This window comes from Candidatus Jettenia sp. AMX1 (assembly GCF_030263775.1).
GTDB lineage: Bacteria > Planctomycetota > Brocadiia > Brocadiales > Brocadiaceae > Jettenia > Jettenia caeni.
The window spans coordinates 71,768-86,115 of sequence record NZ_SZPP01000003.1; the positions used below are offsets into that span (position 1 = coordinate 71,768).

Annotated in this window: 9 protein-coding genes; all 9 read right to left on the minus strand. The window is 36.7% G+C overall.

Translation table 11 applies throughout. The features are described 5' to 3' along the window. Window positions 1-91: 91 nt before the first annotated feature. Complete coding sequence (locus FBQ94_RS01190) at window positions 92-820, minus strand: CRISPR-associated endonuclease Cas6 (RefSeq protein ID WP_007220335.1); 729 nt, start codon at window positions 818-820, stop codon at window positions 92-94. After that, the gene (locus FBQ94_RS01195) at window positions 817-3,177 is read right to left on the minus strand and encodes a CRISPR-associated helicase/endonuclease Cas3 (RefSeq protein ID WP_007220334.1); all 2,361 of its coding nucleotides are present in this window, start codon (window positions 3,175-3,177) and stop codon (window positions 817-819) included. The genes FBQ94_RS01190 and FBQ94_RS01195 overlap by 4 nt, the downstream gene beginning before the upstream one ends. Beyond that, on the minus strand, window positions 3,161-3,889 hold the full coding sequence (gene cas5, locus FBQ94_RS01200; protein ID WP_083849145.1) for a CRISPR-associated protein Cas5: 729 nt from the start codon (window positions 3,887-3,889) through the stop codon (window positions 3,161-3,163). Before cas5 ends, FBQ94_RS01195 begins: the two co-directional genes overlap by 17 nt. 2 nt (window positions 3,890-3,891) lie before the next feature. Further along, the gene (locus tag FBQ94_RS01205) at window positions 3,892-5,340 is read right to left on the minus strand and encodes a type I CRISPR-associated protein Cas7 (protein WP_007220332.1); all 1,449 of its coding nucleotides are present in this window, start codon (window positions 5,338-5,340) and stop codon (window positions 3,892-3,894) included. Then, the gene (locus tag FBQ94_RS01210; RefSeq protein ID WP_040543187.1) at window positions 5,333-7,414 is read right to left on the minus strand and encodes a TM1802 family CRISPR-associated protein; all 2,082 of its coding nucleotides are present in this window, start codon (window positions 7,412-7,414) and stop codon (window positions 5,333-5,335) included. Before FBQ94_RS01210 ends, FBQ94_RS01205 begins: the two co-directional genes overlap by 8 nt. 905 nt (window positions 7,415-8,319) lie before the next feature. Further along, window positions 8,320-9,120 (minus strand): M48 family metallopeptidase, encoded by an 801-nt coding sequence (locus FBQ94_RS01215; protein WP_007220330.1) that lies wholly within the window; start codon window positions 9,118-9,120, stop codon window positions 8,320-8,322. A gap of 210 nt (window positions 9,121-9,330) precedes the next feature. Next, the gene (locus tag FBQ94_RS01220) at window positions 9,331-11,400 is read right to left on the minus strand and encodes a hypothetical protein (RefSeq protein ID WP_007220329.1); all 2,070 of its coding nucleotides are present in this window, start codon (window positions 11,398-11,400) and stop codon (window positions 9,331-9,333) included. A gap of 99 nt (window positions 11,401-11,499) precedes the next feature. Beyond that, window positions 11,500-12,261 (minus strand): SDR family NAD(P)-dependent oxidoreductase, encoded by a 762-nt coding sequence (locus FBQ94_RS01225; protein ID WP_007220328.1) that lies wholly within the window; start codon window positions 12,259-12,261, stop codon window positions 11,500-11,502. Between the two features lie 52 nt (window positions 12,262-12,313). Next, entirely contained in the window at window positions 12,314-14,032 is a 1,719-nt protein-coding gene (locus FBQ94_RS01230; protein ID WP_285441934.1) for an ArnT family glycosyltransferase, read from the minus strand. Between the last annotated feature and the right edge of the window lie 316 nt (window positions 14,033-14,348).

Below are 14,348 nucleotides of genomic sequence, written 5' to 3' on the forward strand. Positions count from 1 at the left end.
AAGAAATAAATAAAACGATTCTATTTAAGGTGTCAAAATGGAACCTCAAAATTTTCATTTTAGCAATATCTCGCTCTTACTGGCTAACTCCTCAACTCTTTTTAATGCTTCTCACCGACACTGTGCTTACCACCGTCCCAAATCCCCTCGATACTGACTTCCCGATGCCCCAGTAATCAGGGATTTCGAAATTGACGGAGAATGTACCGAGAAAGCCGAGCATGGGAGTGCCTTTGAGGGATGTTTGAACTTCTCTGAGTTTGATGATACTTACTTTAATGGGTTCTGGTACGGTATAGCCAAGCCCTTTTGACATGGAGATGATATTGCCAATTAATATCTTCTCCAAAAATTCCTTTTTCTTTGTCCAGCCTTCAAGTTTCTGGTATTGTTCGTAATTTTTTTCGTTCAGGGCAAGCCAGGGGGTGAGGAAGGAATAAGAACAAGTTGTTTTTATTATTCCATAAAGTGATTCTTGAAGCGATATATCTTTTTTAAGAACCCTGTATTTTTCACAAGATAGTTCGATTGTTTCACCCACCAAATTAAGATTCGAGATAAGTTTTGCACCGTTTTCTATTCCTACTAACATACAAGTTCTATGAACATTTTTATATTGGACGAAGGGATAACTGTATTTAACTGTACCATCTTCACTGTGTTGATGAAGCAGTATTTCATTTGGATATAATCCTGCAATAGCTCCACGTAAGTCTTTAGATTGGAAGTCTGATGTGGCTTCAGGTTTATCAAAGTATAAAGAAGCAGTACAACTTAATACTTCCTTAAGTAAATTGTTTGTTATGATATTATGAATCATACGATGACAGTACCCGAAGGTGGTTGATAGTTAAAACCAATTTCATCATCATAATACGCCGACTTTAAAAAATAGAAATTACCTTTTCCTTTTTCTGCGATATCGTCCGGATTAAAATTATAAGCATTTACAGATATGGAATTCATTGCAATCTTATTGGAAAGTCCTTTTAGTTTTCTTCTGCGTTCCCATCTATCCATATCTTCTTTGAATATTTGCTCTATTTCGTTTCTTAATCCTGGGGCATGTTTTTCTACTATTATGTTATATTGCTTTAGCTTCCCCCTCAATTCTGTCCTAATATCAAAACTACGCTGCTTCCCGTTTCTAAGATAATTATGAGAGAAATCTATCAAACATTCTGTTTTGTTTTTGCCTAAATCCTTCCGCTTAAGCTCAATGAAATATTGAGATGCTAAATCAAAAACCTCATTTTCCATAACCTCTGTACTTCCAAATTTATTTAAAATGCCCATTGTTGCGTCAAGAGAAAGCCTATCATAAACTATTGCATTGAATTCGCCAGTTGGACAAAAGTTATTAGCTATATCTGGATCATATAGCCGTATTACCTTTACAGTCTTCGTTTCCTTTTCTCCTTCTCTATTACATCGTCCAGCTACCTGAATAATTGAATCCAATGGCCCAAAATCTCTGATAACATAATCCATATCAATATCTATACCAGCTTCAATACATTGGGTAGATATAACTAACGCCCCTTTTGAATTTTTAATTTTTTCAATCCTGTTTAATCTTTCTGCTGGAATTATATACGAGGAAAGAAAATAGGTTTCTCTATTCTTAGCAATACTTTTAAGTTTTTCATATACTTTTTTTGCAGAATCTCTTGTATTAAGAACTATCATAATTTTTTCTTCTTCTATTTTGGAAAGTTTATCCCGCATCTTCAATATAAAATCATCTAAAGCAAGCGTATCTTTATGATTCAACAGAAGCTTATAGCGTGACAGTTTTTCAAAATATCTTTCCGGTCCCTTTTCTTTAGTAACTTTCCTGATAGTCGGAACGAGTTCTTCTGCATTATCTAAAAATCTTGGTTGAGTTGCAGACATGACGAGAAGATAGCTTTTGCCTACATTTGTAATATATTTAATAAAAGTGGAAAATGGATGCCAAAGATGAGGCGGCAGGGCTTGGATTTCATCCATAATAATAATGCTGTTGAGAAGATTATGAAAGCGCATGAGGTGTTTTGGCTTAAAACTTAGAAAGGTGTACAACAGCTGGTCAAAAGTTGTCATTATTATTTGTGATTTCCAAATATTCACAAAAAACTCAGCAGTATTAGGTTCGTATCCATTGAACTCAAAAGATGAGAGAGAATGGGTCTTTAAAAAGACTTCCTCGTTAGGATTTCCAAGAAATTTTTCATATTCTTTTGCTGATTGGTCAATAATTGAAAGAAATGGCAAGGCAATAATAATCTGAGGAACAAAACCTAAATTATTCTGTATTTTATTCCTGAGTTTTATCGCCCATGAGGCAGCCAATAAGGTTTTTCCCATACCGGTTGGTAAGGTTAGAGAATATAGATGATTAATTAAATCAAGACTTTCCAGTTCTGTCATTACTTCATTATACGCCTTTTCTCGATCTGCATTTATATTTGCCTTTTTATTTTTAAATTCCTTTGCCTTATATGCATCAATTATATCTGTATCAATGGGTATAACTTTTCTTTGATAGAGTTCTTTGTCTTTAACAGCAAGATATGCCTTGTCTGCTTCCAATAGTAAAGAATAGATAAATAGAGTCAATAAACGAAATTCAATTTTCTGATCATTCGAAAATAGTGATAAGTCAGAGAAAAGATTCTCAATGCCACAGTCAACCTCAATTGGTTTAATCGAATTTATTTCGACATCCATTCCGGCTTTTCCCAAAATTGGTAGATTAAGAATCTCTTTTTTGAAGGCTTTTAAGCGATCTTCTATTACTGGGTCATTTGGTAAACCCTTCGATAATTCAGAATGATGATACAAAATAGCTAATAAAGGCGACAAGGCTATGATTTCATTCAGGTTATTTTCTTTACAGTAAGTTAAAAGAGGTTCATAGGCAAGGATGGCAGATAAACCAGTATGCCAATGTTCTCCATTAGGTCCTTTTTTACCGGTTGTCAACCGCATTTGAAAATAACTTGTTGCTTTGCCCAAATCATGAAATAGAGACGCCCTCTTAACAAGTGCTTTTAGATGCTCTTTAGTAAGACCAAGAGATTGAAACTCTACATGCTTACCTTCAAGGAGTTCAATGGCAATCTCCGCAACCTGTGCCAAATGCTTTTCTAGAGGCAAATCGGGATGGGACTTTATGTCAGAAAATAGGCACATATTTATTCCAAGCTGGTATGTTTAAAATATTCTTAACATTTTTAAGAGGCACAGCCCCGCCATCTAGATTTACTGTAAAGACAGCATGTTCAAAATCCCTCGGTGATTTAATACCTTTTAAACCTTCAAATTCAGTTATCCGCAGTTTATTTTCTTCTTTGGATAACGTATTTATTTTGTCGAAATCCAACTCTCCATGAAATCCACGTATAAAAGCGCCATTCACATCGGTATCCATGTTTTTAACTAATTTCCCTTCGACAACTTCAGAAATCTGGAAATCTGTACTGGCTATAAATTGTGCAAGTCCGAGATATGGTGTAAATACAGGCTCTTGTTGTTTTATAAGTTTTTGAATATTTGAAAGAATAGAATCTTCTTTTATATTTTCTTCGGCAATATATACCCGATAACTAGGTTTAACAATAACCTCCACTGACGTTCTCGAAGACTTTTTATTTGCAGCACTTCCGGGAAATCCTTGCCTTGTCAAATATGGTATGGATGTTGTGTGATATTCACTAGATATTTCTACGCCACATTGAATTTTCTGATAAAGACTAAAATCGTCTTTTTCAATACCCAAAACCGAACCTACAAATCCCATTATTGCAGTCTTTGTTGGACACGGTTGAGTCAAGCGATACACATTTGTATAAGGAGCGCAGAAATGGGAAAATCTACCATGCATCATGAAAGATAAAACTTTCATAATTAAGTTCCTTTGAGTTCGTTATATGCCTTTTGTAAGCCGTCTTTGTAATCTCTCAACACAGGATTATCAATAATTCTCTTAAAAATATCGTCTGCTAAATCCGTCGTAATGGTTATTGTTTTGTTTGGTTCACAATAACTAATACCTTTAATTCCTTCTATTGCCTTCTTTGCAGTATCGGAGAATTCTTCTGCTTTGATTTCCTTTGAACAGTCAAAATCAATATTTGAAAGTTCGCATACTTTATTTTTTAAACTGTTATCGAGTCCTTCCTTAAACTCTTCAAGTGTAATAAGCCCATTGGATGCAAATTTAATCGATTTTATTGCATCCGTTTTGGACTTAACTGTTTCGTAAAACTTTGATAAATCTAACGTAAAATCTTCTATGCTTCTGTAAGCTTCTTCTTCAATATTCTTTCCGTCTCTTTTAACAGGCATTAGTTTAATGCTGTTTACAAGGTCTCCAAAGTGAAAGGGCTTATTATATTCGATATCTATCAACAACCTTGGTACTTGATTTTTGCTACGAGTATGCCTATCACGAGTGCCACGCCATAACGCTTTTAGAAACAAGTTATGGTCATCATTATGCAATCCTGTAAACTTTGCTGTATTTTCATTCGCTATGGCACTTGTAGCAAAAAGGCCGTATTCAATACAATGAGTGTCACCAAAAAGTCCACCGCCATGCTCTGCTTCCTCGCCTTCTTCCGCTGGTTTTTTGTCCGGTGCCATAATACTGGTTATTTGTTTATTAGACTGTACAACCTTGTGCAAAGAAGTTCCTACTTCAATTTGTATAGGGCCTGTCAAAGGCCCACCAAGGTCAGCTAATGGTGTTTTGCTCTTTATTGCTAATACACTGCCAAACATTTTAAGGTCGCAGAAACATTGACACATATATTTACGTAAATCGTTTATGATATTCGGCCAACTTTCTTTTTCATCTATGAGGGTTTTTAACTTTTCAGCAGATTTATTAGTTTTAAATTCTTCAAATACTTCTAACCTTTTCTTTAATATTTTTTCTTCTTTTTCTATTTCTTTTTTTTGTTCATCCTTTTGAGCTTTTAATTTTTCTTGTTCCATACCTTGATGCTTTTCTGTAATATCTTTTAAAGCTTTTTTTGTAGAATCTTCAACCACTTTGAATGTTTTTTCTTTCTTTTCGTCAGAACCAAAAAGAAAAGCTGATATACGTTCAGTAAGTGTTACAATCTGTGGGATATCTTCACCTAAACGAGTTATAAGCAAAGAATCTTTCCCTTTTGTTTGCCCTATGTAGTCACGAACTGTCCTTTTAATACATACATCTGTTACATCGCACTTTTTGGTATGCCTGTCTATGCGCGGTTCGTTCCCGCTTGGATCACCATTGGGATTACTCTTGCGAACATCCCATAAAAACAAAGATTCATGTCTGTTGGTTAAAAGCATATCAGCCATTACTTGTTCCTCCTTCTTGATTTATTGTTTTTGATTCCTCTTTCTTTTTATAGATAAAATCACGGCCAACAGCCCAACCATGGCAAAAAGACACAAGGGCAACTCTGTTGCTGTCACATTTTCCTTTATCATAATAAGAGATAGCCTTCATAAGTTCTTGAAGTCTTGGGCTAGATACGATCTTTTCTTTGTTTGTAATGTAGTTCAACACTTTTGGGTATATATCCTGCAAAATATCCTCATAAGTCAAAGACATAGTCCCAAGCCAGTTATATGCGGCCAGTCTGCTATTGCCTTTCTGCAGGTTTTCTGCATACGAAAACAAACATCCTACGAAAAAGGGAGCGAGATATTGACTGTCCTTTAACAAAGGGTGTATTTCGACAAACTTGCCTAAATCTGGCATTGCAATAAACGAAAAGCCTATTTTTTCTTTTTCTGGCATACCTCTCACCTCCTTTTCTAGTTTGCTAGTTTCTTTCAATTGTTTTAGGAAAACAAGTAAAGACAGAATATTTCCAACATAGTTATCTCTCGCGTACTGAGCTTTGATATCTTCCTTTTGGGCATTACGTGTTGTTTTTATAGCAAAAATTAAATTGCTATAACAATCATTCGCAATGTCTGCATGAGTAATTTCATGCCCATAAAATATCGCTCTCAAATATCGTTCTACTTCAGGTCTTCTTCTACTCTTATCCTTTTTATTTTCTTCCCATGAGGGATAAAACAATTGGTAGAGTAAATAAAAATCATCTTGGACATTCCACGTGCACTGCCAGTTTCTTCCTGTTAAAGACCACATCTCAGATAGTTGTTTATTATTTTGGATTGTATTGGAAATTTGAGAAAGTCTACTTGGTAGGACATCGGGGAATACAATATTTAATTCATCCAATCTCCTCACATTTTGCGACTTGCCAACTGTAATGTAATCTCCAAAAATAAAGGTTATGGTAGCATAGGATGGCAATTGACCGAGCCTATATAATAGTCTTTCTTCTGTAGATGCCACTTCTTTAGCAGGTGAACCCCATAATCTTTTAAGATTTTCATACAATCTTTTTTTTCCATTTTGATCTGGAGGAATTAGCTTTATAGAAGGTAAAACAAGACACTCATTCCCACCTAATTTACGAGTCAAAGCTTCAAGAAGATGTTGCTTAAATATAAACAATAAATCCGCACAACCTTGACATAGTTTAAACGCTGAATCAGGAAAAGCATACGAAAGATGATTTTCATTGGTAGTCTGATAAAAAGATAGTTCCGAAGCACTTTGCCACTGGTCTAAAAGTGGCTTTTCTCTTTGGCATGAAGGGCAAATACCAACTAATTCTTTAATTACATCAACTGCAACTTTGTGTTTAAACCTATCAGCACCTTTCTGAATTGCCGCTCTTGTTTTAACAAATAATAAGTATCGACGAAATAATTCATACTCTGCAAGATGTTTCTCGTCAATAGTTAAACCTACAAAAGCTGATTCTCCAGGTTTTACCGACGGAAATTTTCTACGGTCTTTTTCATTTCCTTTCACCTGTTTATCTATTTCTTCTTTGTTATTTTTTAAAATGAAAACTACGTTTTCAAGCCATTTTCTTTCGTCTTGTTTGTCTTTATTATAAAATAAAGGGCCAGTTTCTTTTGCTGTTTTTTCCTTTCCTTTACCTTCCTGTGTCTGACAATAATCTTTTATTATAGTTTCAAGTGGGGTAATAAAATTATCCGTAGAAAAGTCGACTTTCTTTGAATAAATTTTGTGAGGTGTATTCCTTATCTTGTCGCTCTGTGCTCCACCTGATCCTTGCCAGAATAAATGGTTTGCCCAGTTATTTACAGCACCTATTTCGATATAATCTTTGACTTCCCACATCTTCTTCTTAGTATCAACATTAACAAACAAGGCGTATTTGGATTTGTCTTTTGGATTTGCATCTGCAAGGAGACCGATACTTTCTTTAGACGCTTCATGAATTAGCGTATCGTGAAATTCATTCCATGACTTGTCTTCTGGTAATTTCCCCTGGGAATGTAAATACAATTCTGTTAGCAATTTAATATCCTTTAGCATCTAATCCCCCTATGCCTATCAATTCAGGTCTATTTCTATAGATGAAGAGCCCGCGCACTGCTATGCTATCACCTTCTATAGTTTTTTCATATATTATCAAGATTTCAGTTTTCTTAATTTTCATGAATTTAGTAACCCAGAAATTATTGGCTTCTTAAATTAAACCTTCCGTTATGCTATATGACATTTTGTTTTGAGATCACTATGTTTAAACCACCAAGGGTATATTGAATAAATACTTTGCTTTAATTTCCAAGACAGCATCTCGGAAATTAAAGCACCAGCCGAATAAAATACGTAAAACTTACGCATCTGTTCCAGGTTATCAACGGAAAACCCTTTTCCCAAACTTTTTTAAGGTTTCTGGATAATCTCTCTAACAACATTTCTCATTACAATAATCCTCTATCGAGTCAAAAGTTGTTATGCAAATATTTGAGAAAAATAATAAATTAAAGAATTTGTACCATGCTCGATTCCAACCTTTAATTGTTTTCTTACTAATTTTTTAAGCTTGAGAGTATAATATTTTATTCTATTTGTTAAAGTTACTCTCTGTAGGTTTAATGATATCTAGAGTCTTGATGAGGATAAGAAACAATTTTTCAGTATTTGTGAGGAAGTTCAGGTTTTGGATTTTCTGAAATTGAAGAGGAAAAAATTGAGGATAAGTTTTTGCTGGTAAGGTGAGGAAGCACCTTATTAGGTGATGTATAAAAGGGGATGGGTATCCTTTTTGTGAATTGGTGAAGATTTCCAAATACTTCCTCCCAAATTGTTGTTTTCTCTTTTAGAGGAGGAAGTATAAATAACTTGATTTTATAAGTCCATAGAAATTTTGAGAATTCTTTTATAAATTTAAAGAATTGAAGTAGAAGTGTATTGTAATACGCTTCTACAGGATTTTACTTTTTGTAGTATTTCATAGCTTCAGGCAATTCTTTTTTGATATCTTCTATCCTTCTTTCCGGTTCCGGGTGGGTGGATAGGAATTCTGGTGGCCTTTCTCCCCCCATTTTACTCATCCGCTGCCAGAATGGAATGGCTTCCCTGGGGTTGTAGCCAGCCCGTGCCATGAGGATGAGGCCAATATGGTCAGCCTCAAGTTCGTGACTCCGGCTATACGGTAAAATAAATCCGATATTCGTACCTGCCCCATAGGCCTGTAACAATATTTGTTGTGTTTGCGCCGGCTGCTGGCTTAATGCTACCGATAAGCCAGTTGCACCTAATTGTACTAACAATTGCTGGCTCATCCTTTCACCGCCGTGATTTGCTATAGCATGCGCAACCTCGTGCCCTAATACAACAGCAAGTCCAGTTTCATCCTGAGTAGCAGGGAGGATGCCTGTATATACAGCAATCTTTCCCCCCGGCATACAAAAGGCATTTACTGTTTTATCATCTTCAATGAGGTTAAACTCCCACTCATAATTCTTTATCTCTTCTTCCATGTCGTTTTCACGCATGAATTGTTCTGCTGATTGTGCTATGCTCTTCCCCACTTTTACCACCATCTCTTTTTTTCCTGCATCGTTAGAGAGCTTTGATTCGGACAACAACTGATGGTAACTATCCTGGCTTAAGGTAAAAAGCTGAGACTGCGGTACAAAGGAAAGCTGTCTTCTCCCTGTTATGGGCACTGTTGAGCAACCAATGAAAAGAATAATGGCAAGCGTGGATATGAAGAATTTTGATTTGAGCATGTTAAGCCTCCCATGAAGATGTACCAAATAATGAAGAATGTTTGGGGCCGATAATTTAACGAAGCCCTCTCAGTTTTCATTCGTGACTTATTTTATCATATCTTTGTAAATCTTTGAATTTTATTCTGTTTGCATTATATCTCCACGGTAAACAGAAGATCAAGAGAGATGTTGGGTTTCTTTCCTCAACTCAACCAACTCTCAAATTATCTATTTTTGTACCTCCGTATCTCTCAGGTTCTGCAGGGGTCTCGTTACCATTCTAAGCTTTCTTGAGAGAAAAAAAAATATGAAAAAAGGTTTGAGAATGATTTTGAATTTTTTCAGAAATCTTATAAGTAAGAAAGTGATTATAAGGCCTAAAACGGTTGCTACAACTACCGGATTGGTGCCAAATAACCATGAAAGGGCCTTTATCAGGCCTGACAGAAATGCAATGGGATGCGTGGCAAATGTAAAGAGGATCGATGCAACAAGACCATATTTGACAAATTTTATACATCTTGAAAATACCTTCGGCGGTATGAATCGCATTACCAATAGACCTACCTTGCCTTTTCTTGCAAGTTTGATCCCGTCATCACCATACATACCGACATACTTAATAACATCGTCTCCGTGCTTTTTTGCCAACTGCATTACATCGTTTCCATATTTTCCTATAACTTGGACACCGCTTGATCCATATTTTGATACACAGGGAATAATATCATCACCATAGAAAGCCGATAACTTAATGACATCATCTCCGTAAAGAGTACTCAAAAGTACAACATCTTTACCATATTTCTGAATTACCCTGAGGCCGTCATCGCCGTAAAGCATGGTGTATTTTACGACATCATCACCATATTGACGTGCAAGAAGCAGTACTTCATCACCATATTTTTCAATCACATTTCCTGCATCTGGGCCATATTTTGTAAGGTATCGAACTGTATCATCCCCATATTGTTGCGATAGTTTGAGGATTTTACCATCGGTTGCCTTCAGGACCCTGATGCCATCGTCTCCGTATTTTGCAACAAACTGAACGGCATCATCTCCGTAAGTTTCAACCAAATCTTCCGTAAGATGGACGAGACCCCGAAAACCTTTTGTGGTTCTGGCAAACTGTGCTCCTTTTGCTGCAAGCTTTGCCACTTTAGATATACCGCTGCCAATAGGGACAAATCCCAGAATATCTAGTCCCGCAAACAATTTATCCTGAAACGTAATATCTTCCTGCCGGATCCTTTTTCGACTTACCCGCTCAATATCAGAGATAAAGAAGTTTCTTAATTTGTTGGTAATTGTAGTAATAGCTTCTTCCTTGACATTATTGATATCGAGGATCTCAAAACGGTCAATAAAATCATTTCCCAATTCAAAGATGAGGTGAATGGCCCGTTGTGCATTTTCACGTCTTATTGCTGTATCGCTTTGAGCATCTGCCGCAGATGTTTCAATGCCGTACCACCAGTACGAGACCCATCCGTAGGCGCTTGTCGTCTTCAAATAGTTGTAAATTTGGCTGTTAAAATCTTTATTATCATAGAAAAGATAGATGATGGGAATCGTTTGTTTATGCCCGTACGTTTTTATCACCTGGTAAAAGATATCATCATCGGTAAAAAGGTTGAACAAAACCTTTGCCTTTTCTCCATATTCTTTTATGGCCAGAAGGCCGTCCTCTTGAAATTTAATGACGATATCCAACACGTCTTTATCATATAGTCTCGCAAAGGCAATGCCGTGTTTTCGTATCAGGGAAAATACCATATCGCCCTTTTCATTGGCAAGATTGATCAGCTCGATACCTCTTTCTTTATCTTCATTGATAAGAAAGAAATTTTCAGGGTTATTGGCAATATATTTTACTCCTTCATCTCCAAAGGTTGTGTAAAATGTAGCGAGGGTTTCGGGTGAGAATATATGGAGATTATTTTTGTTGTTATCCGGATTGCTGTATAAGCGGAAGATGTCCCGGTAATTGATAAGTGGATACAGATTTGCCATTTCCCTGCCGTGTTTTTCCAAAAGGGCAAGTCCCTCTATCTTATATTCTTTTAAAAATTCAAGGGCGAAGGTTCCATAGTGTTGATAAAGCCGTTCTGCATTATCGCCAAATTGATTGAAAACATCTTTAAAGTTAAGAGAGACAGGATTTACAAGATTATTGGTGTTTGAGTCGATAGTTGGCGGTTTGTCTATGGATTGAGAAATGACCTTTTGTAAGGGATAATATAGCGATTGGCTTAAGAAACAGAGAATACCTGCGATAAAAATCGATTTATTCATTTTTACCACTAGAGAAGACAAGGCCTGGTATAGTCCTGATCATTCGTGTTCATTCATGGCTTAAAAGAGTTGCCGAAGGCCTAATTTATGGTTAAAAATCTATCGCGCTGTAAAGCCGCCATCAATGGGTAATATAACCCCGGTAATCCAGTTTGCTTCATCTGATGCAAGAAAAAGCGCACCATACGCAATATCCTCGGGTTTTCCGATTCTACCGAGCGGATGCGAATGTACTACATACTCATGCAATGTGTCAGGATTCTCTGAAGACTTTATAAAATTCCAGTACATATCGGTATCTATCATGCCCGGGCAAATACAGTTGACACGGATCTTATCAGGGGCTAATTCTATGGCCATGCTTTTTGTCATGTTAAGGATACCGCCTTTTGATGTAGCATAAGCAATGGCTTTCCGAAACCCTTTTAATCCTACAACAGAAGAGATATTGATAATGGAACCGCCATTTTTTGAAAGTTCAGGAATGGCATATTTTGAGACCAGATAAATACCTTTTAGGTTCGTATTAATCGTTATATCCCAACCCTCCTCCTCTGTTGCGCTGGTTGTGTCCGGTTTGTAATTAACACCGGCATTGTTCACAAGGATATCTAACCTCCCAAAGGTTTCTCCTGTCTTTTGAACCATATTCTGAGCATCATCTGCTTTTGAGACATCCCCTATAACATATATGGCATTCTTGTGCAAATTTCTTATGTGTGAAACCGTCTCTTCCAGAGGTGTTTCCCTTCTCCCGGTAATAACAAGAGAAGCGCCCTCTCTGGCAAAAAGCAGCGCCGTGGCCTTGCCAATACCAGTTCCACCACCGGTAATAAGTGCTACCTTATTTTTTAATCTCATAGGTTTTACCACTTTTCCATGTTCTTTGCGGTGATCTAATCTTTATCATGTATCAACTATCTTTATTTGAAACAAAAAATATCTCCCGGTGACCTACAGAATCTCTTTCGAGCACAAACAGAGGCATTTCAGGAAGTTTCGAAATCTTTTTGAAGTCCTTCTCCTGGATAAAGAGAAATACCCTCTCCTGTGAGTTCAAAAATTTTCTCAAATTGTCTGATTCGGCAATTACTTCAATAGAATTTCTATCGGTATAGAACAGATACGGATCCCGGAAAAAATTATACATCGCCAGTCTGTCATCCGGTTTCATCATAGCCTTTGCTTTGCCACAAATCTCTTTGGCAGATTTATAGTGGTCGAGTATCGGAATAACCCTTACGGTGCTGACATTAAAAATGATACAGATAACAAAAACAAGGGTAAAGAAAAATGGAATTATCCTGGCGTGCTTTATCAAGTATAGCATTACAATACCAGCAATAGAAAGAATTATTGTAAATGGAGTAGTCGTAGTTATATATTGAGGGAATGCCTTATATACCGTGATAGGGAAAAGAACGCCCAGTACGAGTGATATTCCACACAGTATATAACAGGGATAATAGCCTGTTTTTCTAAAATAATTCTCCTGAGACTGCTCAATAAACTCATTCAGAAACCAGGCTATAAAGAGTGCAGCCGCAGGGTATAAGGGGAGAACGTAAATATCCCTTTTCCCTGACACAATGGAAAAGAAGATAAAGACAACTGCAAACCAGACGATTGGTAATAAAAGAGATTCTTCGTTTCTCCCTGAATGACAAATGTTGTTATTTTGGAGTGAAGAGCGGCGAAGTATCTTTGTTTTGAAATTCCTTATCGTCAGGATATTGGGTATTTTCTCTCTCCCTTTCTGAGAAAATAGATACATCACAATACTGGGAATAAAAATACTCCAGGGCAAAAAATTAACAGGAAAATTTATGAAGTAGTAATAAAACGGCCTCTTATGTGCAAATGAGCTGGCAAACCTTCCAACATTTTGTTTGAAAAGTATCTGATTGGTATATTCCTTACCACCATAGATACCTGCCAGATAAACCCAGGTAAATACTATGATGGTAAACAATATCCCACCTATCCATGGTTTGGTATCTTTTAAAATTCCGACATCCCTTTTCAATATAAGGTAAGTTAATACTATGAGAAAGGGAAGGATAAAGCCTATGGGTCCCTTTGCAAGTACTCCGAAGGCCATGAGCACATAAAAGACGGTATAATACAACCCTTTGTTTTTTTGTTCGGTATATCCTTTATAAAAAAAGAGTATCGACAGGGTTACGAGTAGTGTAAGGAGGACGTCGAAGGCAACACGGTGCGTCATCCAAAGGAATTTTGAACTGGTGGCAAGGATAAGCGAAGCCATTAAGGCTATTCTCGTGTTTCGATATAAGCTTGTAGCAAGATAAAACAGCGCAACACAGCAGCCAATACCAGCAAAGGCTGAAGGCAAGCGGGAGGATAAGGCGGTAATCTTTTCGAACGGCAGTGAAAATACATTGATGAGCCAAAACAAGAGCGGAGGTTTATCCGGATATGGTTTACTATTCAGGTGGGGAACAATGAAATTACCGCTGTCTCTCATTTCTTTTGATACCTGTGCATATCGGGGTTCATCAGGCGCCCAGAGGTCCCTTTTCCCTATGTTGAACAGGAAGAGAAATGCTGTGAATACTATGATAGAGACTACAATGAAACGGGTATTGTGAAAAGGGGTTATTGAATTCATCTTGTGAAAGCAATCTATATTGCAAATATCCTTTTTAGATTTGCACCTGCGCAAGGCTAAAGCCTTGCCCTACTTTGCAGCATTATACAAAAAGTTTATTTTCAAAATCAAAGAAGAACTTATTTTTTGATTTTACTGAAAAAATTAAAAAGCCTTGTAATTTCCATAATTTTATTATATTGTCATTTTTACAGGGAAAAGCAATTTCCTAGTGCGCCAAGCGAAGCTTGACGTTTTCTGATGAGGTGAAAGTCCTCATAGGTAAAGGCATAGCCAGCCAACCATACTGAGTGTTGCGTGATTGGGAAGGAGAGAC

Coding starts and splice junctions, on each gene's coding strand:
- FBQ94_RS01190 (WP_007220335.1), bottom strand. CDS start 820: ATGATTCATAATATCATAACAAACAATTTACTTAAGGAAGTATTAAGT.
- FBQ94_RS01195 (WP_007220334.1), bottom strand. CDS start 3,177: ATGTGCCTATTTTCTGACATAAAGTCCCATCCCGATTTGCCTCTAGAA.
- cas5 (WP_083849145.1), bottom strand. CDS start 3,889: ATGAAAGTTTTATCTTTCATGATGCATGGTAGATTTTCCCATTTCTGC.
- FBQ94_RS01205 (WP_007220332.1), bottom strand. CDS start 5,340: ATGGCTGATATGCTTTTAACCAACAGACATGAATCTTTGTTTTTATGG.
- FBQ94_RS01210 (WP_040543187.1), bottom strand. CDS start 7,414: ATGCTAAAGGATATTAAATTGCTAACAGAATTGTATTTACATTCCCAG.
- FBQ94_RS01215 (WP_007220330.1), bottom strand. CDS start 9,120: ATGCTCAAATCAAAATTCTTCATATCCACGCTTGCCATTATTCTTTTC.
- FBQ94_RS01220 (WP_007220329.1), bottom strand. CDS start 11,400: ATGAATAAATCGATTTTTATCGCAGGTATTCTCTGTTTCTTAAGCCAA.
- FBQ94_RS01225 (WP_007220328.1), bottom strand. CDS start 12,261: ATGAGATTAAAAAATAAGGTAGCACTTATTACCGGTGGTGGAACTGGT.
- FBQ94_RS01230 (WP_285441934.1), bottom strand. CDS start 14,032: ATGAATTCAATAACCCCTTTTCACAATACCCGTTTCATTGTAGTCTCT.